Genomic DNA, 15,316 nt, shown 5'->3' with positions numbered 1-15,316 from the left:
CCCGCCGACGAAACCTCGCCGGTTCGCCTTGAGTGGCCGTGGCAGGCGAGTTCTAGGATGGATCCTCCTGGTCAGCGGGCTGTTCTCAGATTGATGAGCTGTTCGGAGGCTTCCCAGATACGGTGTGCGTCGTCCATGTTCTGCATGGGTGCCCAGTGTTCCTGGGCGGTGGGTGGACCGCCTGCGGTGCGTTTGGGTCCGAAGAACTGGTCACCGCTGTCGGGGGTTGTGGCTGCCATGAGCGCGGGTAACGCTGCGTTCTGTGGGGTTCCGGCCAGGCCGATGAGGGAGAGTGCCCCGATGAGGCGGCGCTCCGGGGGTACACGGTCGCGTCCCATTCCGGGCTGCGCGGCGAGCAGGTTCGTGGGGGAAATGCCGGGGTGTGAGAGGTTGCTGCTGATGCCCCACCCGTTGACGCGGCTTCTAGCGTCGAGTTCTCGGGCGAACAGGCCGACGGCGATCTTGGAGCTGATGTAGGCCTTCATTACGTTGTAGTTCTGCTCGTAGTTCAGGTCTGCCCAGTCCACGGTGCCTTTCCGTGCAGCGACGCTGGTCTGGTGGGTGACACGGGCGTGGCCTTCCCTGAGGAGCGGCATCAAGCCCAGGGTGAGCGCGAAGTGGCCGAGGTGATTCGTGCCCCATTGCAGTTCGAACCCGTTTTGGGTGACCTGCCGTGCGGGTGGGCGCATGACGCCGGCGTTGTTGACCAGGATGTTGATGGTTCGTCCCTCGGCGGAAAGGGTGGTGACGAGATCGGTGACGGAGGTCAGGGAGGACAGGTCCAGGGGTCGGGTGCTGACCTCCGCGCCGTCGACGCCGGTGCAAATCCCTTCCGCTACGGCGGCGCCTTTGTCCTGGTTGCGGACGGGCATGATAACTTCCGCGCCGGCTTGTGCGAGACGAGTGGCGATGACGGTGCCGATGCCGTCGCTGGCGCCGGTGACGACGGCGATCTGTCCGGTCAGGTTAGGGATGGGGAGGTCGTAACTTCGTGGCATCTCAGGGTCCTTCGGTCGAGTGTTCGGTGATCACCGGGATCGGTGCCTGAGTTCATGCTGTACCGGTTGCCGCACCACATCTAGGACCTGTCGATCCACGGATAACGAAGCAGCGGATGATTGTCGCTACTGGGACGCCACAGGCTCCGACGCCACATGCTTCGCGACCAGATGCTGTGAGGCAAGGTCAGGGGCTGATGGTTTGCGCGCCGATGACCGTCAGCAGTTGCAGTTTCTCGTAGCTGTCGCTGCCCGGCACTGCCGTGTAGACGAGTAGGCGGTGGGATTGGTCTGGGTCGAGTAGGGTCTGGCAGTTCAGATCCACTCGGCCGACGGTGGGGTGGAGGAATCGTTTGACCTCGGGCGGCTGCACGCCGACTTCCTGGGTGTCCCAGACCCGGCGGAAGTCTTCATTGTCCTGTAGGAGCGCGGCGAGTTCGGCGGCACGTGAGCCTGGTCCGCGGAGGGCGACAAGCTGGCGGAGTCCTGAGGCGTAGAGAAGGGACAGTTGGTCACGTTCCTCGGGTGGGTACGCTTCCCTGACTGTCGGGTCGGTGAACCACCGGTACCCGATACTGCGCCCTGGGCCTGTGCGCAGTGAAGCGTCTCCGAGCAGGGCCAGGCCGAGAGGTGTCTGCCGCAGAGTGTCTCCTACCTCGGTGATGATCTCCGCCGGCGTATCGGTCAGCCGGTCGAGGATCCTCAGCAGCCCGGGACTGACGAACTCGCTGCGGACGCTACGGGAAGGAGGTGTGTGTCCGGCGAGGCGAAAGAGATGATCCCGTTCCCCGAGAGCCAGATGCAGCCCTTGGGCGATCGAGGTGATCATTTGCTCCGAAGGGTGCGGTCCGGTGCCGCGCTCCAACCGGGCGTAGTAGTCGGTTGACATGTGACACAGCCCGGCTACTTCCTCACGGCGCAGGCCACTGGTCCTCCTTCGCTGGCCCCGCATCAGCCCTACATCCTCGGGCTGCAGCGCCTCACGGCGATGCCGCAGAAACGAGCCCAAACCTTCACGATCAATCATGCCGACCATCCCTTCGTAGCAGGCCTTCTGTCTAGCGCGTTGACGCTCAGCTATCCACGGTCTCTCAGACCACCCTTAGATGAAGGCTAGGGCCCGGAGTCGTAAGGGCTGATGACCTGAAGTGGCTCCCATACGAGACCCTGCTGTTCTTCGGCCTTGTCGAGGGGTCGTGGTCGGCCGCGGAAACCCTGCGCGAAGCCGAGTCCGGTGTTCGACTGGCTGTGGCTGTCCTGACATGGTCAAGCAGCCGCCGTCAGGGCAGCCCCGTCCCAGATTCCTCATCGGTCGAAGTGGGTGACAGTCTTTGGTCGGACACGGACCGGACCCTGATATCTGACACGGACACTGTGTCTTGTGCAGAGCACGGAGGTCATGGCTGGTCTCATCCCGCTCAGGCGTTCAGGCGTTCCTGCAGAAGCGAGAGGCCGGGTCCCTGGAGATTTTCTAGGGCTGCCGGACGTCCGGACGCCACGAGAAGAAGCGACAACGCTGGTCCCAGGACGACCTGCCCCGAACCGATCGTGAATCCTTCATCAGTCGCGGTGAGTTCCAAGCCAGCAAGCCGTTTCCTCCCGCCGGATAAGCGGTCACCCGAGAGGTAGATCAACGCTTCCTCCAACGTCAGGTTGACGACTGGGCGCTTGATACCGAGAGGTCGCCTGATGTCCTCACCGTGCACGACGATCTCGATGAGTCTGGTGATGAACGGCCCGGGAGGCCTGGTGGTGCTGGTCATCGACGCCCTATATTTTCGAAGCGTTCCTGCAGGAGTAACGGCTCGTTCGGCTGCTACTTCCCGCGCGTTCGCTCGGTCGAAGTCAAAGCCCGCCCGAGCGAGGGACACCCAAAAGCCGCGTCGAGTGGTTCCAGCTGACCCGGTCAGGTGAGCAACAACATCGTGAACATCCCAGGCTACGCATGAAGAGGCAACGGACCACTGCGCGTCGGTCAGCGATGCGAGATCTTCAGCCAGGGCTTGGCGTTCCTGATGCACGAGCTGCCAATTATTCTTCATGTTCGTCCTTCGTCCTTGAGTGCTTATAAAAGCAGTAGACGCAACTGAACCTCAGAAATCATCGGCAGGAACAGAAAGCGGAAGTACCGGATTCAGAACTCCGGCGTTGCACCTGAATTCATCAGCACCCGGCCCCTACCGCTCGAGGGTTTTTCCCTTGGCGCTTGCGCTGAAGCTGTCGGTGGGGCATCGGCTGACCCTGCTTACTGGGAGTGGTACAGAATCGACGGCACTCTGAAGAGGTCCGGGTATTTCGAGATGGGTGAGCCGGTAGACGAATGGACCACATATGACCGGGACGGCATGCCTTACAAAGTGACTGATCGGGGTCGTGGCCCAGCAAAGCATGAGTGAAACTTCATCGTCCCGCTGAGGGATCGACTAGCGGCTTTTTTGGCGGCGGGTTCGAGCTGGCACATGATCAGGGAAGTCTTCCCCGGTCCCTCCTCGACAAAGGAACTAGCACCCGACCCGATGCGTTAGCATCGATGTATCAAGGGGAGTACTCCCGACTGCGATGGACCCGTCACTACGGATGCACTGATGCATCCCGGGCCATCGGTACCGGCTCAGGCCGGGCGGAGGAGACCTTGGCGCCTATGTCCGACGCCTACCCCTCTGGAGTACACCTCATGCAGGTCACCCCCACCATCTGGTTGATCACCATTGCCGTGACGATCCTCTTCTTCGTCTACGAGTTCTTCGCGCACGTGCGCACACCCCACGAACCGACCATCGGTGAATCCGCACGCTGGTCCGCCTTCTACATCGGCCTGGCCCTGCTGTTCGGCGTCGGTATCGGCACCGTCTCCGGCTGGACGTTCGGCGGCGAGTACTTCGCCGGCTACCTCACCGAGAAGGCCCTCTCGATCGACAATCTCTTCGTCTTCCTCATCGTGATGACGGGCTTCGCGGTACCCAAGAAGTACCAGCAGAAGGTGCTGATGATCGGCATCATCATCGCCCTGATCCTGCGTGGCGCGTTCATCGCCATCGGCGCCGGTCTGATCGAGAACTTCTCCTGGATCTTCTACATCTTCGGCGCACTGCTGCTCTTCCTCGCCTACAAGCAGGCCTTCGGCAGCCACGACGCCAACCCGGCTGACGGCAAGTTCATGCAGCTCGTCCGCCGCGTGCTCCCCGTCACCGACGAGTACCACGAGGACAAGCTCACCGTGAAGAAGGGTGGCACGCGCTACGTCACGCCGATGCTGCTGACCATCATCGCGATCGGCTTCGTGGACCTGATCTTCGCCGTCGACTCCATCCCCGCGATCTACGGCCTCACCAACGAGGCGTACATCGTCTTCACCGCCAACGCCTTCGCCCTCATGGGCCTGCGTCAGCTGTTCTTCCTCATCGGCGGACTCCTCGAGCGCCTGGTCTACCTGGCGCAGGGCCTCGCCGTGATCCTCGCGTTCATCGGCGTGAAGCTCGTCTTCCACGCCCTGCACGTCAACGAGCTGTCCTTCATCAACGGCGGCGAACCGCTCCTCTGGGTGCCCGAGATCCCGATCTGGCTCTCGCTGCTCTTCATCGGCGCCACGATCGCCGTCGCCACCGTCGCCAGCCTCTTGAAGACCCGGGGCGACGGCGCGAAGAAGGATCGCGATCAGGTTGAGGGCGAGCCCGTCGTCACGGCCGATGCCGAGGGTACGGACATCGAGTCCGGGCTCGACGACGGCAAGAGCACCGCGACCAGCCGGAAGTAACCCGCTCGACGACGAACGTCCCGGTTTCCTGCTACAAGAGGCCGGGACGTTGTGCGTCCGTCAGAACAGCGGCCAGGGCACGGCCGGCATTTCGCCACGGGGAACCGGAAACCGGCCGGCCGATCGCAACCGGGCGCAGCGCGCGGCGAGCGTAGCGATTTCCTCGGCGGTGAGCAGGTCCGCCAAGTCCCGGCCCAACTCACCGTTCAACCCGTCGCTGACACGATCGATGCCATCGAGCTCCTCGGCGGTGAGCGGGTCTCCCAGCCACCCCCAGAGCACAGTGCGCAGCTTGTGATCACTGTTGAAGGTAAGTCCATGATCCACGCCGTGTCGGTGTCCGTCCTCCATGGCGAGGACGTGGTCGCCTTTGCGGTCGGCGTTGTCGACGACGACGTCGAAAACGGCCATGCGTCGCAGAGCCTGCGAGTCCTCGTGAATGAGGGCGACTCGTCGGTTGTTCTCGTCTCGACCCTCGAGGACCTGCTTCCATCCGGTCTCCGGTACATCGTCGGCCGCGACCAGATCAACCGCCGTCTGGTCGGGGTCCGTCTCCTGCCAGAGTTGCACCATTCCCTCGCCGAACGGACCATCGCGCAACCACGTGCGCGGCACGATGTTCCAGCCGAGAACCTCGGAGACCAGGTAGGCGGCAACCTCCCGGTGCGCCAGGAACCCGTCCGGAAAGTCCCACAACGGCTTTTCGCCCTTGATCGGCTTATAGACGACAGCCGCCTCGCCGATGCTGCCCAGGAAGGTAGCGTTCGACGCCGTCGTGATGCGGCCGGTGAGCGTCAGCTCGGCGGTCACCAGGTCGGGCGCCGGCATCAGACCTCGGGAACGGTGCAGACATGCCCGTCGGCGTCTATGGGGTAACCGCAGAGCACGCAGATCGGACGCCCGGCGCCCACGACCTCACGGGTGCGCTTGGCGAAGGCACGGGCGGTGCCGACCGGCATGCGGACCAGCAGCATTTCCGGCGCGTCGGTGCCGTCTTCATCGAGCGATTCCTCGATGGCATCAGCATCAGCATCAGCATCAGCATCAGCATCGATGAGTGGGTAGGCCTCGATGACGACTTGCGCCGTCGTCGGGTCCCACCCCAGGCTCATGGTGCCGGTCCGGAACTGTTCCTCGACGGCCTCGAGCTGGTCATTGTCGACAAGTTCGACGGGAGTGCTCGTGGGAATGCTGAAGGGATTGCCCTCGAGCTTGATGAGCTGGTCGAGGATCTCGTCGATCTTCTCGGCGAGCAGGGCAGACTGCTGTTTCTCCAGGGCGATACTGACGATCTGCTTTCCGGTGCGCACCTGCAGGTAGAACGTGCGTTCCCCCGGAACGCCGATGGTGCCGACGATGACCCGATCGGGCCAGGCAAACTCGTGAACAATTGTGGGCATGGAACTATTTTAGGCTCATGAGGTTCGTGGCGCCGTGTGCCCTGCGCCACCGCCTACCGGCGCATCGTCGGACTGGCCGCTGTTCGACAACCACGACAGATCTCCGGCGTCGGTGTTGGTTGCGAAGACGCTCGGCCGACTGGTGCCGTACCGCACGATCGATACGGAGGCGGGGCCCACGTTGATTCGCTGGAACAGGTCGAGGTGCATGCCGAGCGCGTCGGCGAGGATCGACTTGATGATGTCGCCGTGGCTCACTGCCACCCACACGGCCCCTGGCCCGTGCTCTGCCTCGAAGGCAGCATCGTGGCGTCGAATTGCTGCCACCGACCTGGCCTGCATCGCGGCCATGGATTCGCCACCGGGAAAGGTCACGGCGGACGGTTGCGACTGCACGACCGACCACAGATCCTCGGTCGCGAGCTCGGTGAGCGTGCGGCCCTGCCACTGGCCGTAATCGCACTCGGTGAGGTCGGGATCGAGAGGCGCGTGCGGGGTGCCGGTCTGCCGATCGAGGATGAACCGGGCGGTCTGCTGACAGCGCTCGAGGGGGCTCGACACCACTCCGACGACGGGAACGGCCGCGATCCGGTCCCCGGTCAGGGCCGCCTGGTCGCGCCCGATCTCGTCCAGGCTGACGCCGACGGATCGACCGGCCAGCAGTCCGGTGGCATTCGCTGTGGTGCGGCCGTGCCGCACGAGGATAACTGTGGCCATCCATCCACCCTAACCACCCGCTCGACGACGGTGTTACCGGGTGTTCTGAGCAGGGGAGGACCCATCCGTTCTGAGGAATCACCAGGACTGCGGCCTCGGGCCCAGCCGGTATGCGGAAGGGGTGTGCTATGCGCAATTGTCCTAGCTAGCGACCCTATCGGCGGTCGTGGGCCGCAGCATGGGCAACGGGAGGTCAGAAAAGACGGATTGAGCGACGAGCAGCGCGAGGCCGATGATGCCGGCCTGCTTTCCCTGCGTGGCGCCCACGATCTGGATCCTGCGCGTGGCGAGTGGCAGGGACCGGCGGTACACGGCGCTCTTGATGCCGGCGAACAGGTAGTCGTCCGCCGCGGCCAGCTGCCCGCCGATTACGACAACTTGCGGATTGAAGAGATTCACAGTGACCGCGATGGCCTCGCCGAGGAGCTGGCTCGCGTTGCGCGCCAGCCGAACGGCATCCCGATTGCCACTGCGCAGCAACCTGACGGCATCGTCCACCGAATCTGCATCGACGCCGAGGGCCTGGAGGTCGCGGAGGATCGCCCAACCACCCGCATAAGCCTCCAGGCATCCGATGTTGCCGCATCGGCACTCCGGTTCGTCCCGCACGTATGCGGGCTTCGAGACGTAGTTGTGGCCGATATCCCCCGCGGCCCCGTCCGCTCCCCGATGTAGCCGGCCATCTGAGATCAAGCCGGATCCGACGCCGGTGCCCACCTTCACCATGAGGAGGTGCCTGACCTCGGGGTGCGATACCTGCTGTTCCCCGAATGCCATCGCGTTTGCGTCCTTGTCGACGATGACGGGGCAGTCGTAACCGCGGCTGAACCAGCCGGGAATGTCGTACTGGTCCCAGCCCGTCATGATCGGCGGGTGCACCACCTGCCCGGACGCCGTGTCCACCGGACCGGGCACGCTGATGCCGATGCCCACCACGGAGTCGGGCAGGGCGGCGGCGCCCTTGAGCAGGCGCACGAACTCATCCCCTACGAGACCAAGGACGATGTCGGGGCCCTCGGTGACCGGGATGGTGAGTTCCACTTCAGCCAGGATGGTTCCGGAAAGATCGCATAGCCCTACGCGCATTCCGGTTGCGCCGATATCAGCGACCAGCAGATGCCCACCCGTGCGGTTGAAGGCAAAAGACTCCGCTGGGCGGCCCTTCGTGGACTCCGCTCCGGAGGGGGTTACGAGACGCGTATCGAGGAGTGAGTCGATGCGCTGGTTGATGGTCGAGCGGGACAGACCTGTCCGCGCAGCAACCTCTGTTTTCGTGAGCACGAGTCCTGATCGAAAGAGTTGCAGGATTTCCACGGTGCCACCTGTTGCACCACCTGTGGGCGGTGGTGTGTACGGACTGTCGCCCACTCTCACCCCTTCGTTGCGGACCCTGCTTGTCATATTAACCCGATCAGAGCTGGTAGTTGCGTACGTCACAACCTGTAGTTATGCTAACACCCAACGTTACTTCGACGTACATATGGTTTTCAAAGTCAGAAGGGGCAACGATGCCACAGCTACGGAACACCTTGATCGTTATCGCCGCCACCACTGTGGGAGTTGTCTCCCTCGCGGGGTGCAGCACCACCGCCACCACGCCCGCTGCGTCCGGGGGCGGAGAAGCAAAGACCGCCGCCGTCATCAAGGGCCTCGACAACCCGTTCTTCCAGTCGATGGAAGAGGGCATCAAGGCAGCTGATGACTCCATCACGGTCCAGGCCGCCCAGGACATCACCGACACGAGCGGCCAAGCGGACCGGCTCTCCTCGCTGGCCGGCCAGGACTTCAGTTGCTTCATCATCAACCCCATTAGCGGCAACAACCTGCTGCAGGGCGTGGCGCAACTCAAGGCCAGCGGCAAGACCGTCGTGAACATCGACAGCCCGGTCGATCCGGACGCTGCAGCGTCCGCGAACGCGACGCCCGACACCTACATCGGCACGGACAATGTCTCCGCGGGCAATCTGGCCGGCGAGCACATGGCGAGCCTCGTCGACGACGGCGCGAAGGTCGCCGTGATCGGCGGCATCGCCGGTGACGTCACCAGCGGCGACAGGGTCACGGGGTTCACGGAGGGACTCGGTGGAAAGGGCCAGGTCCTGGAGACCGTCTCGGCGGACTGGGATCGCCAGGTCGCCCTGACCAAGGCCGGGGACCTGCTGCGCGCAAACCCGGATATCGCTGGCTTCTTCGTGGCCAACGACATCATGGGCCTGGGTGTCGCCCGCGCCGTCGCGGATGCCGGCCTCACCGGAACAGTGTCCATCATCAGCGTCGACGGCGTCCCCGAGGGCCTGTCGGGCGTGGAATCCGGCGAGCTGACGGCGACCGTGGCCCAGTACCCCTACGCCATCGGCGAGATGGGGGCCCAGGCTTGCGCAGCAGCGGCTGCCGGCGACGAGCTCCCCGAGAACGTCGAGGCACCGGTGGCCCTGGTCACCAAGGACAACGTCTCCGACGCCCTTGCCGCCGCACCCGCACCCTTCGAAGACTTCGACAATCCATTCGCTCAGTAGCATTCAGGCCCGACCAAGGAAGCCAGGCGCCATGTCCTCCGTTCCGCATACATCCACGCCTCCGGTAGGGAAGACACCGCCGGCAACCAGTACCCGACAGCCCCCGTCTCCGAGTGCGCCGCACGGCGACCGCTGGTATTCGAACCTGCGGCGCATCGGATTCTGGGCCGACCACGCCGCCATCATCGGCCTGGTGTTGCTCGTCATCGTGTTCACCGCCCTGAATCCGGTCTTCCTGACTCTCGGGAACGTCCAATCGATCCTCGTCGCGTCGTCGATCCTGATGGTCCTCACAGTGGGTCAGGCCTTCGTGATCCTCAGTGACGGCATTGACCTGTCCGTCGCATCGACCATGACCCTCGGGGTGATCGCCTTCGGTATCGCCTTCTCCCAGGGCGCAGGCCTGCTGATCAGCATGATTTCCGCCGTCGTGGCAAGCGCGCTGATCGGCTTCCTGAACGGCATTCTCGTGGCCAAGGGCAAGATCACCGACTTCATCGTGACCCTCGGATCACTCTCCGTGGCATCCGGCCTCGCCCTGGTGCTTTCGGACGGAAAGCCGATCTCGGTCTTCAGTGTGGACCTGATCAATTTCTCCACGCATGGCCTGCTGATCTTCGGCTTTCCTTTCATCGTCGCTGCGGTGATCGCCGTTCTGGCTCACGTGCTGCTCTTCAGGACTCGCTTCGGAACGCACCTGTTCGCGACCGGCGGGTCGAAGGAAGCAGCCCAGGCTACCGGCATCAACACGGCCCGCATCAAGATCGCGGTCTACACGATCTCCGGTGTCCTCGCCGGTATCGCTGCCATCATGCTCATCGCACGGGTAGGCGCCTCCGAACCGGCAGCGAACATGACGTTCCTGCTCAACTCGGTCGCCGCCGTCGTCCTGGGAGGTATCAGCCTCGCCGGTGGAAAGGGGAACATCTTCGGACCCATCGTGGGTGCACTGCTTCTGACGGTGCTCACCAACGGACTCACCTTGATGAACGTGTCGCAGTTCTACCAGCCCCTGGCCGTCGGCGTCGTCGTCATCCTCGCCGCCCTACTTTCGAGGTTCCAGAAATGACCACCACCACGACCCAACCGATCGTCGACGTGCAGGATGTTTCCCTGTCCTTCGGCAACGTCAAGGCCCTCCAGAACGTGAGTCTCACGCTCGCCCCCGGTGAGATCACCGCGATCGTCGGAGACAACGGCGCCGGGAAGTCGACACTGGTCCGCTGCATCTCAGGTATCCACCGTGCGCAGTCAGGCTCCATCCGGTTCGACGGCGAGGAGACACACTTCCGCAACCCGGAGGACGCCCGGGAAAAGGGCATCGAGACCGTGCATCAGAACCTGGCGCTGGTTGATGACCTCACCGTTTGGCAGAACCTCTTCCTGAACCGCGAACTCACCCGCGGCCTTGGACCGATTCGCTTCCTTGATCGGAAGGCGATGCGCCAGGAGGCCGAACGCATGGTGTCCACCCTCGCCGTGAACGTGCCGGCCGTGAAGTCCAAGGTCCGCCGACTGTCCGGCGGGCAGCGGCAAGCCGTGTCCATCTGCCGGGCTGCGGGCTTCAGTTCCCGGCTCGTCATCATGGACGAACCCACTGCCGCGCTCGGTGTCCAGGAAACGGCGAAAGTCGAGCAACTGATCCTCAGATTGCGCGACGACGGACACCCGGTGCTCCTCATCAGCCACAATTTCAGCCAGGTCATGCGACTCAGCGATCAGGTCTGGGTCATGCGCGCCGGCCGATGCGTCGCAGGCAGGCGCACCAGCGAAACCACCGGCGACGAGATCGTCGCCCTCATCACCGGCTCCCGCGAGCAGTAGAGACGAAGGAACGAATTCCCATGACCATCCAGAACAAGCTTGGTGTCCACGCTCTCGTGTGGGCAGGCGACACCTCCCGCGACTCCGTCGAGACCGTCATCACCCGTACAGCCGCCGCAGGCTATGACCTCGTCGAGTTCTCCCTCCACGACTCGCTGAACCTCGACGTCGAGCACGCCAGGAAACTCCTCGTGGAGAACGATCTCGGAGTGGTCTGCTCGCGCGGGCTGGCCTTCGACGCCGATGTCTCCAGCGATGATGCGGCGACGGTCGACCGCGGCGCGAAGCTGCTCCAGGACTCGCTGCAGATCACGCACGAACTCGGTGGTACCCATTTCACCGGGGCCCTGTTCAGCGCCCTCGGCAAGTACGGCGCCCCCATGACGGCCGCAGGCAGGGACAACGTGGTGGGTGTCCTCAAAGAACTCGCCGCCGAGGCGAAGTCACGCTCGATGACCCTCGGACTGGAGATCTGCAACAGATACGAGACGAACGTCATCAACACCGCGCACGACGCGCTGCGCCTGGCCGATGACATCGGCGAGGACAACGTGCTGATCCACCTCGACACGTACCACATGAACATTGAGGAGAACGATCTCGTGACCCCGGTGTACGAGGTGGGGGAGCGGTTGGGCTACGTGCACATCGGTGAGAACCACCGTGGCTACCTCGGCTCGGGACACCTCGACTTCACGTCGTTCTTCCACGCCCTCGCCGGCATCAACTACTCCGGTCCCATCACCTTCGAGAGCTTCTCGTCCGCCGTCGTCGCCCGTGGCCTGTCCAACGACCTCGCCGTCTGGCGGAACCTGTGGACCGACAGCGAGGACCTCGCGGTCCACGCACGTACCTTCATGGAGAACCACCTGCACGCGAACCAGGCCACGCGGTGACCCTGGAGGAACTCCTTCAGCGGATCGCGCAACTCAAGACGCAGGCCGACTCCGTGATCATCGGGGTCGTCGGCGCTCCCGGGGCAGGCAAGACGACGCTCGTCGAACAACTCATGATGCGGCTCAACGCCGGGCAGGAGTCACCGGAGCTCCAGCGCCATGCGCATGTGCCGATGGACGGATACCACCTCGCCGACGTCGAACTCACCCGCCTGGGCAGGCTCGACCGAAAGGGGGCACCCGACACCTTCGATGCGTACGGGTATGCAGCGCTCCTCAAACGGCTGAGAGAACGGCACGACGACGTGGTCTACGCGCCGGGATTCGAACGGACGCTCGAGCAACCGATCGCCGGTGCGATCCCGGTCTTTCCCGCAGCCACCACCATCCTCACCGAAGGCAATTACCTCCTCCTCGATACGCCTGGCTGGCATGAAGTGCGGGAGCAGTGCACCGAGATCTGGTACTGCGAGCAGGACGACGACGTCAGGATCCAACGCCTGATCGACCGCCACGTACGGTTCGGGAAGAGCCCAGCCGCTGCCGCCGAGTGGGTGACGCAGGTCGACGAGCCGAATGCGCACTTGATCCGCAGCACCCGGGACCGAGCGGATCTCGTCGTCAGGTTGGAAGAAGTCGCCGCTGCCTGATGACCTGCGGCGTTTGTCACACAGGTCTTGGCTTGATCACGGCACGACAATCCAGCAGTGTGACAGCTTCCTGCCGGCTCTCAGGTGCCGCAGTAGGTCGTGTATTCACCGAAGTTGTCCGGGGCTCCGGCGGCAAAGCGCTCCAGGCCGGGGCGCTCCTCGAAGGGCCGTCGGACGGCATCGACGAGCTGGTCCAGTGGTTCCAGGTCTCCCGCGGTCGCGGCCCCGAGAGCCTCCTCGACAAGGTGGTTCCTCGGGATGTAGACCGGATTCACGCGGTCCATTGCGTCGGCGTCCGGCCCGAGGGCCAGCCATCGCTCGGCCCAGGCGTCGAAGGCGGCGACGTCGAGCACCTTGTCGCGCGCGGGCCGGGCGTCACCACGCACCACCGAGCTGAGGCCCCGGAAGAAGGACGTGTAGTCGACGTGGTTGTCCTGCAGCAGGGTGAGGACCTGATCGGCGAGCGGTGATGCGTCCTCGTCCGCGACGTCGTCGGGCAGTCCCAGCTTCGCCTTCATCCCGGAGAGCCACGCCGCGCTGTACTGGGGGCGGAACTGCTCGAGCGTCGCGACGGCGGTCTTCACCGCCTGCTCCTGGTCCTCGCCGATCAGCGGCAGCAGTGCCTCCGCGAGGCGCGCAAGATTCCATTCCGCGATGAGCGGCTGGTTGGCGTAGGCGTAGCGGCCGGAGTGGTCGATGGAGCTGTAGACGGCGGCGTAGTCGAAGACGTCCATGAACGCGCAGGGCCCGTAGTCGATGGTCTCACCCGAGATGGTCATGTTGTCCGTGTTCATCACGCCGTGGATGAAGCCCGCGAGCATCCACTGCGCCACGAGCGATGCCTGTGCCGTGATGACGGACTCGAAGAGCGCCAGATGCGGATTCTCGGCCTGGGCCGCGGACGGGTAGTGGCGGTTGATGGCGTGGTCGGCGAGGCGCTTGAGGAGGTCCTGGTCACCCGTAGCCGCGGCGTACTGGAAGCTGCCGACACGCAGGTGGCTACTGGCGACGCGCGTGAGGAGGGCCCCGGGCAGCATCGTCTCGCGGCGCACCGCACGTCCGGTAGCGACGACGGCGAGGGAACGCGTGGTGGGAATCCCGAGTGCGTGCATGGCCTCGCTGACGATGTACTCGCGCAGCATGGGGCCGACGGCGGCGAGCCCGTCACCGCCGCGGGCGAAGGGCGTGCGGCCCGAACCCTTGAGATGGACGTCCCGCAGTTTCCCTTCGGTGTCGGTGATCTCGCCCAGCAGCAGGGCGCGGCCGTCGCCGAGGCGCGGGTTGAAGCTCCCGAACTGATGTCCGGAGTACGCCTGGGCTACCGGCACCACTCCGACGGGCACCGATGTCCCCGTCAGGAGACCGAGGCCGTCGGGGGAGCGGAGGAACTCGACGTCGAAGCCGAGCTCGGCGGCGAGACCTTCATTCAGGGCGAGGATCTGGGGCTCAGGAGCTTCGTCGGCCTGCCAGGCGACCGCCATCTCGGGCAGGTCCCGCGCGAAGCGACCGTCGAAGGTGACCTTGGACTGTGTAGGCACGCTCATCCTTCAACCGTACGCCGCGGCTTGGAGCTCCGACACGGGTACAGAGGGGTTGCGCAGCGGCGGAACGGCCATCACACCAGGCTGGTCAGCCCCTCCTGTGCGGCGACGGCGTGCTGGGCCAGGGCGGAGAACCGCCTGGTCGCGGGTGAGAGGTACCCGTGCTTCCGCTGGACGAGTGCGATCGTGTCGTACAGCGGTTCGGCGAAGGGGAAGCTCCGGACCTGGTCCTCGGTTCGGAGCGACGCCAGGATACCCCGTGCCATGAAGGACTCACCGGCACCGGCAGCCACGAGGTCGTACGCCGTCTCGGCGTGTTCCACCTCCATCTGGCCCTCGATGGACAGCCCCGCAAGGCTCGCGCGCGCCTGGAGCTGCCGCCGGGTGGGGTCCATCCAGCCGGCGTTGGCGTCGTAGAGGACGAGTTTCGCTTCGGCCAGCTCCTCGATGGTGACGGGTCCGGCGTCGGGATCGCGGGTCGAGGAGATGAAGCGGACCTCGTCCCTCGCCAGCTGCCGGACCTCGAGGTCCTGGGCGTCGACGGGAAGGACGACGAGCCCGCATTCGATCTCCCCGCTGGCTACGGATGCGGCGACGACGTGCGAGTTCAGGCCGATCATCCGTACCCGGACGTCCGGGTACTTGCGGTGGAACTGCACGACGAGGTCCGCGAGGTCGTAGTTCGCGGCGTACCTGAGAACGCCGAAGGTCGAGACACCCCCGGTCAGTGTGTGCAGCGCCTGCACGGCCTCCACGCCGCGGCGGGCCGAATTCACGCAGTCGAGAGCGTGCGGGTGAAGCTCTTCGGCCGCAGGCGCCGGGGAGAGTCCCTTCGAGGTGCGCGTGAAGAGCGAGGAGCCCAGCTCCTGTTCGAGCCGGGAGATCAGTTCGGACGCGGATGCCTGGCTGATACCCAGCTCCTTCGCCGCCGCGCTCAGCGAACCAAGGGCATAGACCGCGAGGAACGCACGCAGCTGGTTCAACGTCATAGGGGAAACCTATATCTTCTACTGGCAAAAG

15 protein-coding genes are annotated in these 15,316 nt (G+C 64.5%); 6 read left to right on the top strand and 9 right to left on the bottom strand.

The features are described 5' to 3' along the window. Nucleotides 1–71: 71 nt before the first annotated feature. The 3 genes from D6T63_RS09165 to D6T63_RS09155 all read right to left on the bottom strand — a co-directional run bounded on the left by D6T63_RS09165 (nt 72) and on the right by D6T63_RS09155 (nt 3,040). Entirely contained in the window at nt 72–998 is a 927-nt protein-coding gene (locus tag D6T63_RS09165) for an SDR family oxidoreductase (protein WP_120148690.1), read from the bottom strand. Between the two features lie 187 nt (nt 999–1,185). Further along, nucleotides 1,186–2,025 (bottom strand): helix-turn-helix transcriptional regulator, encoded by an 840-nt coding sequence (locus D6T63_RS09160; RefSeq protein ID WP_120148942.1) that lies wholly within the window; start codon nt 2,023–2,025, stop codon nt 1,186–1,188. A 391-nt stretch (nt 2,026–2,416) separates the two neighbouring features. Next, nucleotides 2,417–3,040 (bottom strand): maleylpyruvate isomerase family mycothiol-dependent enzyme, encoded by a 624-nt coding sequence (locus D6T63_RS09155; RefSeq protein ID WP_120148689.1) that lies wholly within the window; start codon nt 3,038–3,040, stop codon nt 2,417–2,419. A 632-nt stretch (nt 3,041–3,672) separates the two neighbouring features. On the opposite strand from D6T63_RS09155, the gene D6T63_RS09150 reads away from it, so the two are divergent. Continuing rightward, nucleotides 3,673–4,752: a TerC family protein gene (locus D6T63_RS09150; RefSeq protein ID WP_120148941.1), complete on the top strand. Its 1,080-nt coding sequence runs from the start codon at nt 3,673–3,675 to the stop codon at nt 4,750–4,752. A 60-nt stretch (nt 4,753–4,812) separates the two neighbouring features. Here D6T63_RS09150 and D6T63_RS09145 read toward each other — a convergent pair whose 3' ends face one another. The 4 genes from D6T63_RS09145 to D6T63_RS09130 all read right to left on the bottom strand — a co-directional run bounded on the left by D6T63_RS09145 (nt 4,813) and on the right by D6T63_RS09130 (nt 8,150). After that, the gene (locus D6T63_RS09145) at nt 4,813–5,580 is read right to left on the bottom strand and encodes an SCO1664 family protein (protein ID WP_120148688.1); all 768 of its coding nucleotides are present in this window, start codon (nt 5,578–5,580) and stop codon (nt 4,813–4,815) included. Continuing rightward, complete coding sequence (locus D6T63_RS09140) at nt 5,580–6,152, bottom strand: DUF3090 domain-containing protein (protein WP_120148687.1); 573 nt, start codon at nt 6,150–6,152, stop codon at nt 5,580–5,582. Before D6T63_RS09140 ends, D6T63_RS09145 begins: the two co-directional genes overlap by 1 nt. A gap of 15 nt (nt 6,153–6,167) precedes the next feature. Beyond that, nucleotides 6,168–6,869 (bottom strand): histidine phosphatase family protein, encoded by a 702-nt coding sequence (locus tag D6T63_RS09135; RefSeq protein ID WP_120148686.1) that lies wholly within the window; start codon nt 6,867–6,869, stop codon nt 6,168–6,170. Nucleotides 6,870–7,010: 141 nt separating this feature from the next. Beyond that, complete coding sequence (locus D6T63_RS09130; protein ID WP_235830650.1) at nt 7,011–8,150, bottom strand: ROK family transcriptional regulator; 1,140 nt, start codon at nt 8,148–8,150, stop codon at nt 7,011–7,013. A gap of 227 nt (nt 8,151–8,377) precedes the next feature. Between D6T63_RS09130 and D6T63_RS09125 the strand changes: the two genes are divergently transcribed. Genes D6T63_RS09125 through D6T63_RS09105 form a run of 5 tightly spaced genes read left to right on the top strand, consistent with a single transcriptional unit; the run spans nt 8,378 to nt 12,755 of the window. Next, nucleotides 8,378–9,385: a substrate-binding domain-containing protein gene (locus D6T63_RS09125; protein ID WP_120148684.1), complete on the top strand. Its 1,008-nt coding sequence runs from the start codon at nt 8,378–8,380 to the stop codon at nt 9,383–9,385. A gap of 31 nt (nt 9,386–9,416) precedes the next feature. Next, nucleotides 9,417–10,454: an ABC transporter permease gene (locus tag D6T63_RS09120; protein WP_120148683.1), complete on the top strand. Its 1,038-nt coding sequence runs from the start codon at nt 9,417–9,419 to the stop codon at nt 10,452–10,454. Then, nucleotides 10,451–11,209, top strand: coding sequence for an ATP-binding cassette domain-containing protein (locus tag D6T63_RS09115; protein WP_120148682.1), 759 nt, complete (start codon nt 10,451–10,453; stop codon nt 11,207–11,209). The genes D6T63_RS09120 and D6T63_RS09115 overlap by 4 nt, the downstream gene beginning before the upstream one ends. 20 nt (nt 11,210–11,229) lie before the next feature. Then, nucleotides 11,230–12,105 (top strand): sugar phosphate isomerase/epimerase family protein, encoded by an 876-nt coding sequence (locus D6T63_RS09110; protein WP_120148681.1) that lies wholly within the window; start codon nt 11,230–11,232, stop codon nt 12,103–12,105. Then, nucleotides 12,102–12,755 carry a nucleoside/nucleotide kinase family protein gene (locus tag D6T63_RS09105; RefSeq protein ID WP_120148680.1) on the top strand — a complete coding sequence of 218 codons (654 nt, stop codon included), beginning with the start codon at nt 12,102–12,104 and terminating at the stop codon, nt 12,753–12,755. The genes D6T63_RS09110 and D6T63_RS09105 overlap by 4 nt, the downstream gene beginning before the upstream one ends. An 80-nt stretch (nt 12,756–12,835) precedes the next feature. On the opposite strand, the gene D6T63_RS09100 is transcribed toward D6T63_RS09105, so the two are convergent. Both D6T63_RS09100 and D6T63_RS09095 read right to left on the bottom strand, forming a co-directional pair. Beyond that, entirely contained in the window at nt 12,836–14,299 is a 1,464-nt protein-coding gene (locus D6T63_RS09100; RefSeq protein WP_120148679.1) for a protein adenylyltransferase SelO, read from the bottom strand. Nucleotides 14,300–14,370: 71 nt separating this feature from the next. Next, nucleotides 14,371–15,285 (bottom strand): LysR family transcriptional regulator, encoded by a 915-nt coding sequence (locus D6T63_RS09095; protein WP_120148678.1) that lies wholly within the window; start codon nt 15,283–15,285, stop codon nt 14,371–14,373. Between the last annotated feature and the right edge of the window lie 31 nt (nt 15,286–15,316).

Source organism: Arthrobacter cheniae (genome assembly GCF_003602275.1).
In the GTDB taxonomy this organism is placed as follows: domain Bacteria; phylum Actinomycetota; class Actinomycetes; order Actinomycetales; family Micrococcaceae; genus Arthrobacter_D; species Arthrobacter_D cheniae.
This window is presented reverse-complemented; position numbering and strand designations above follow the sequence as displayed.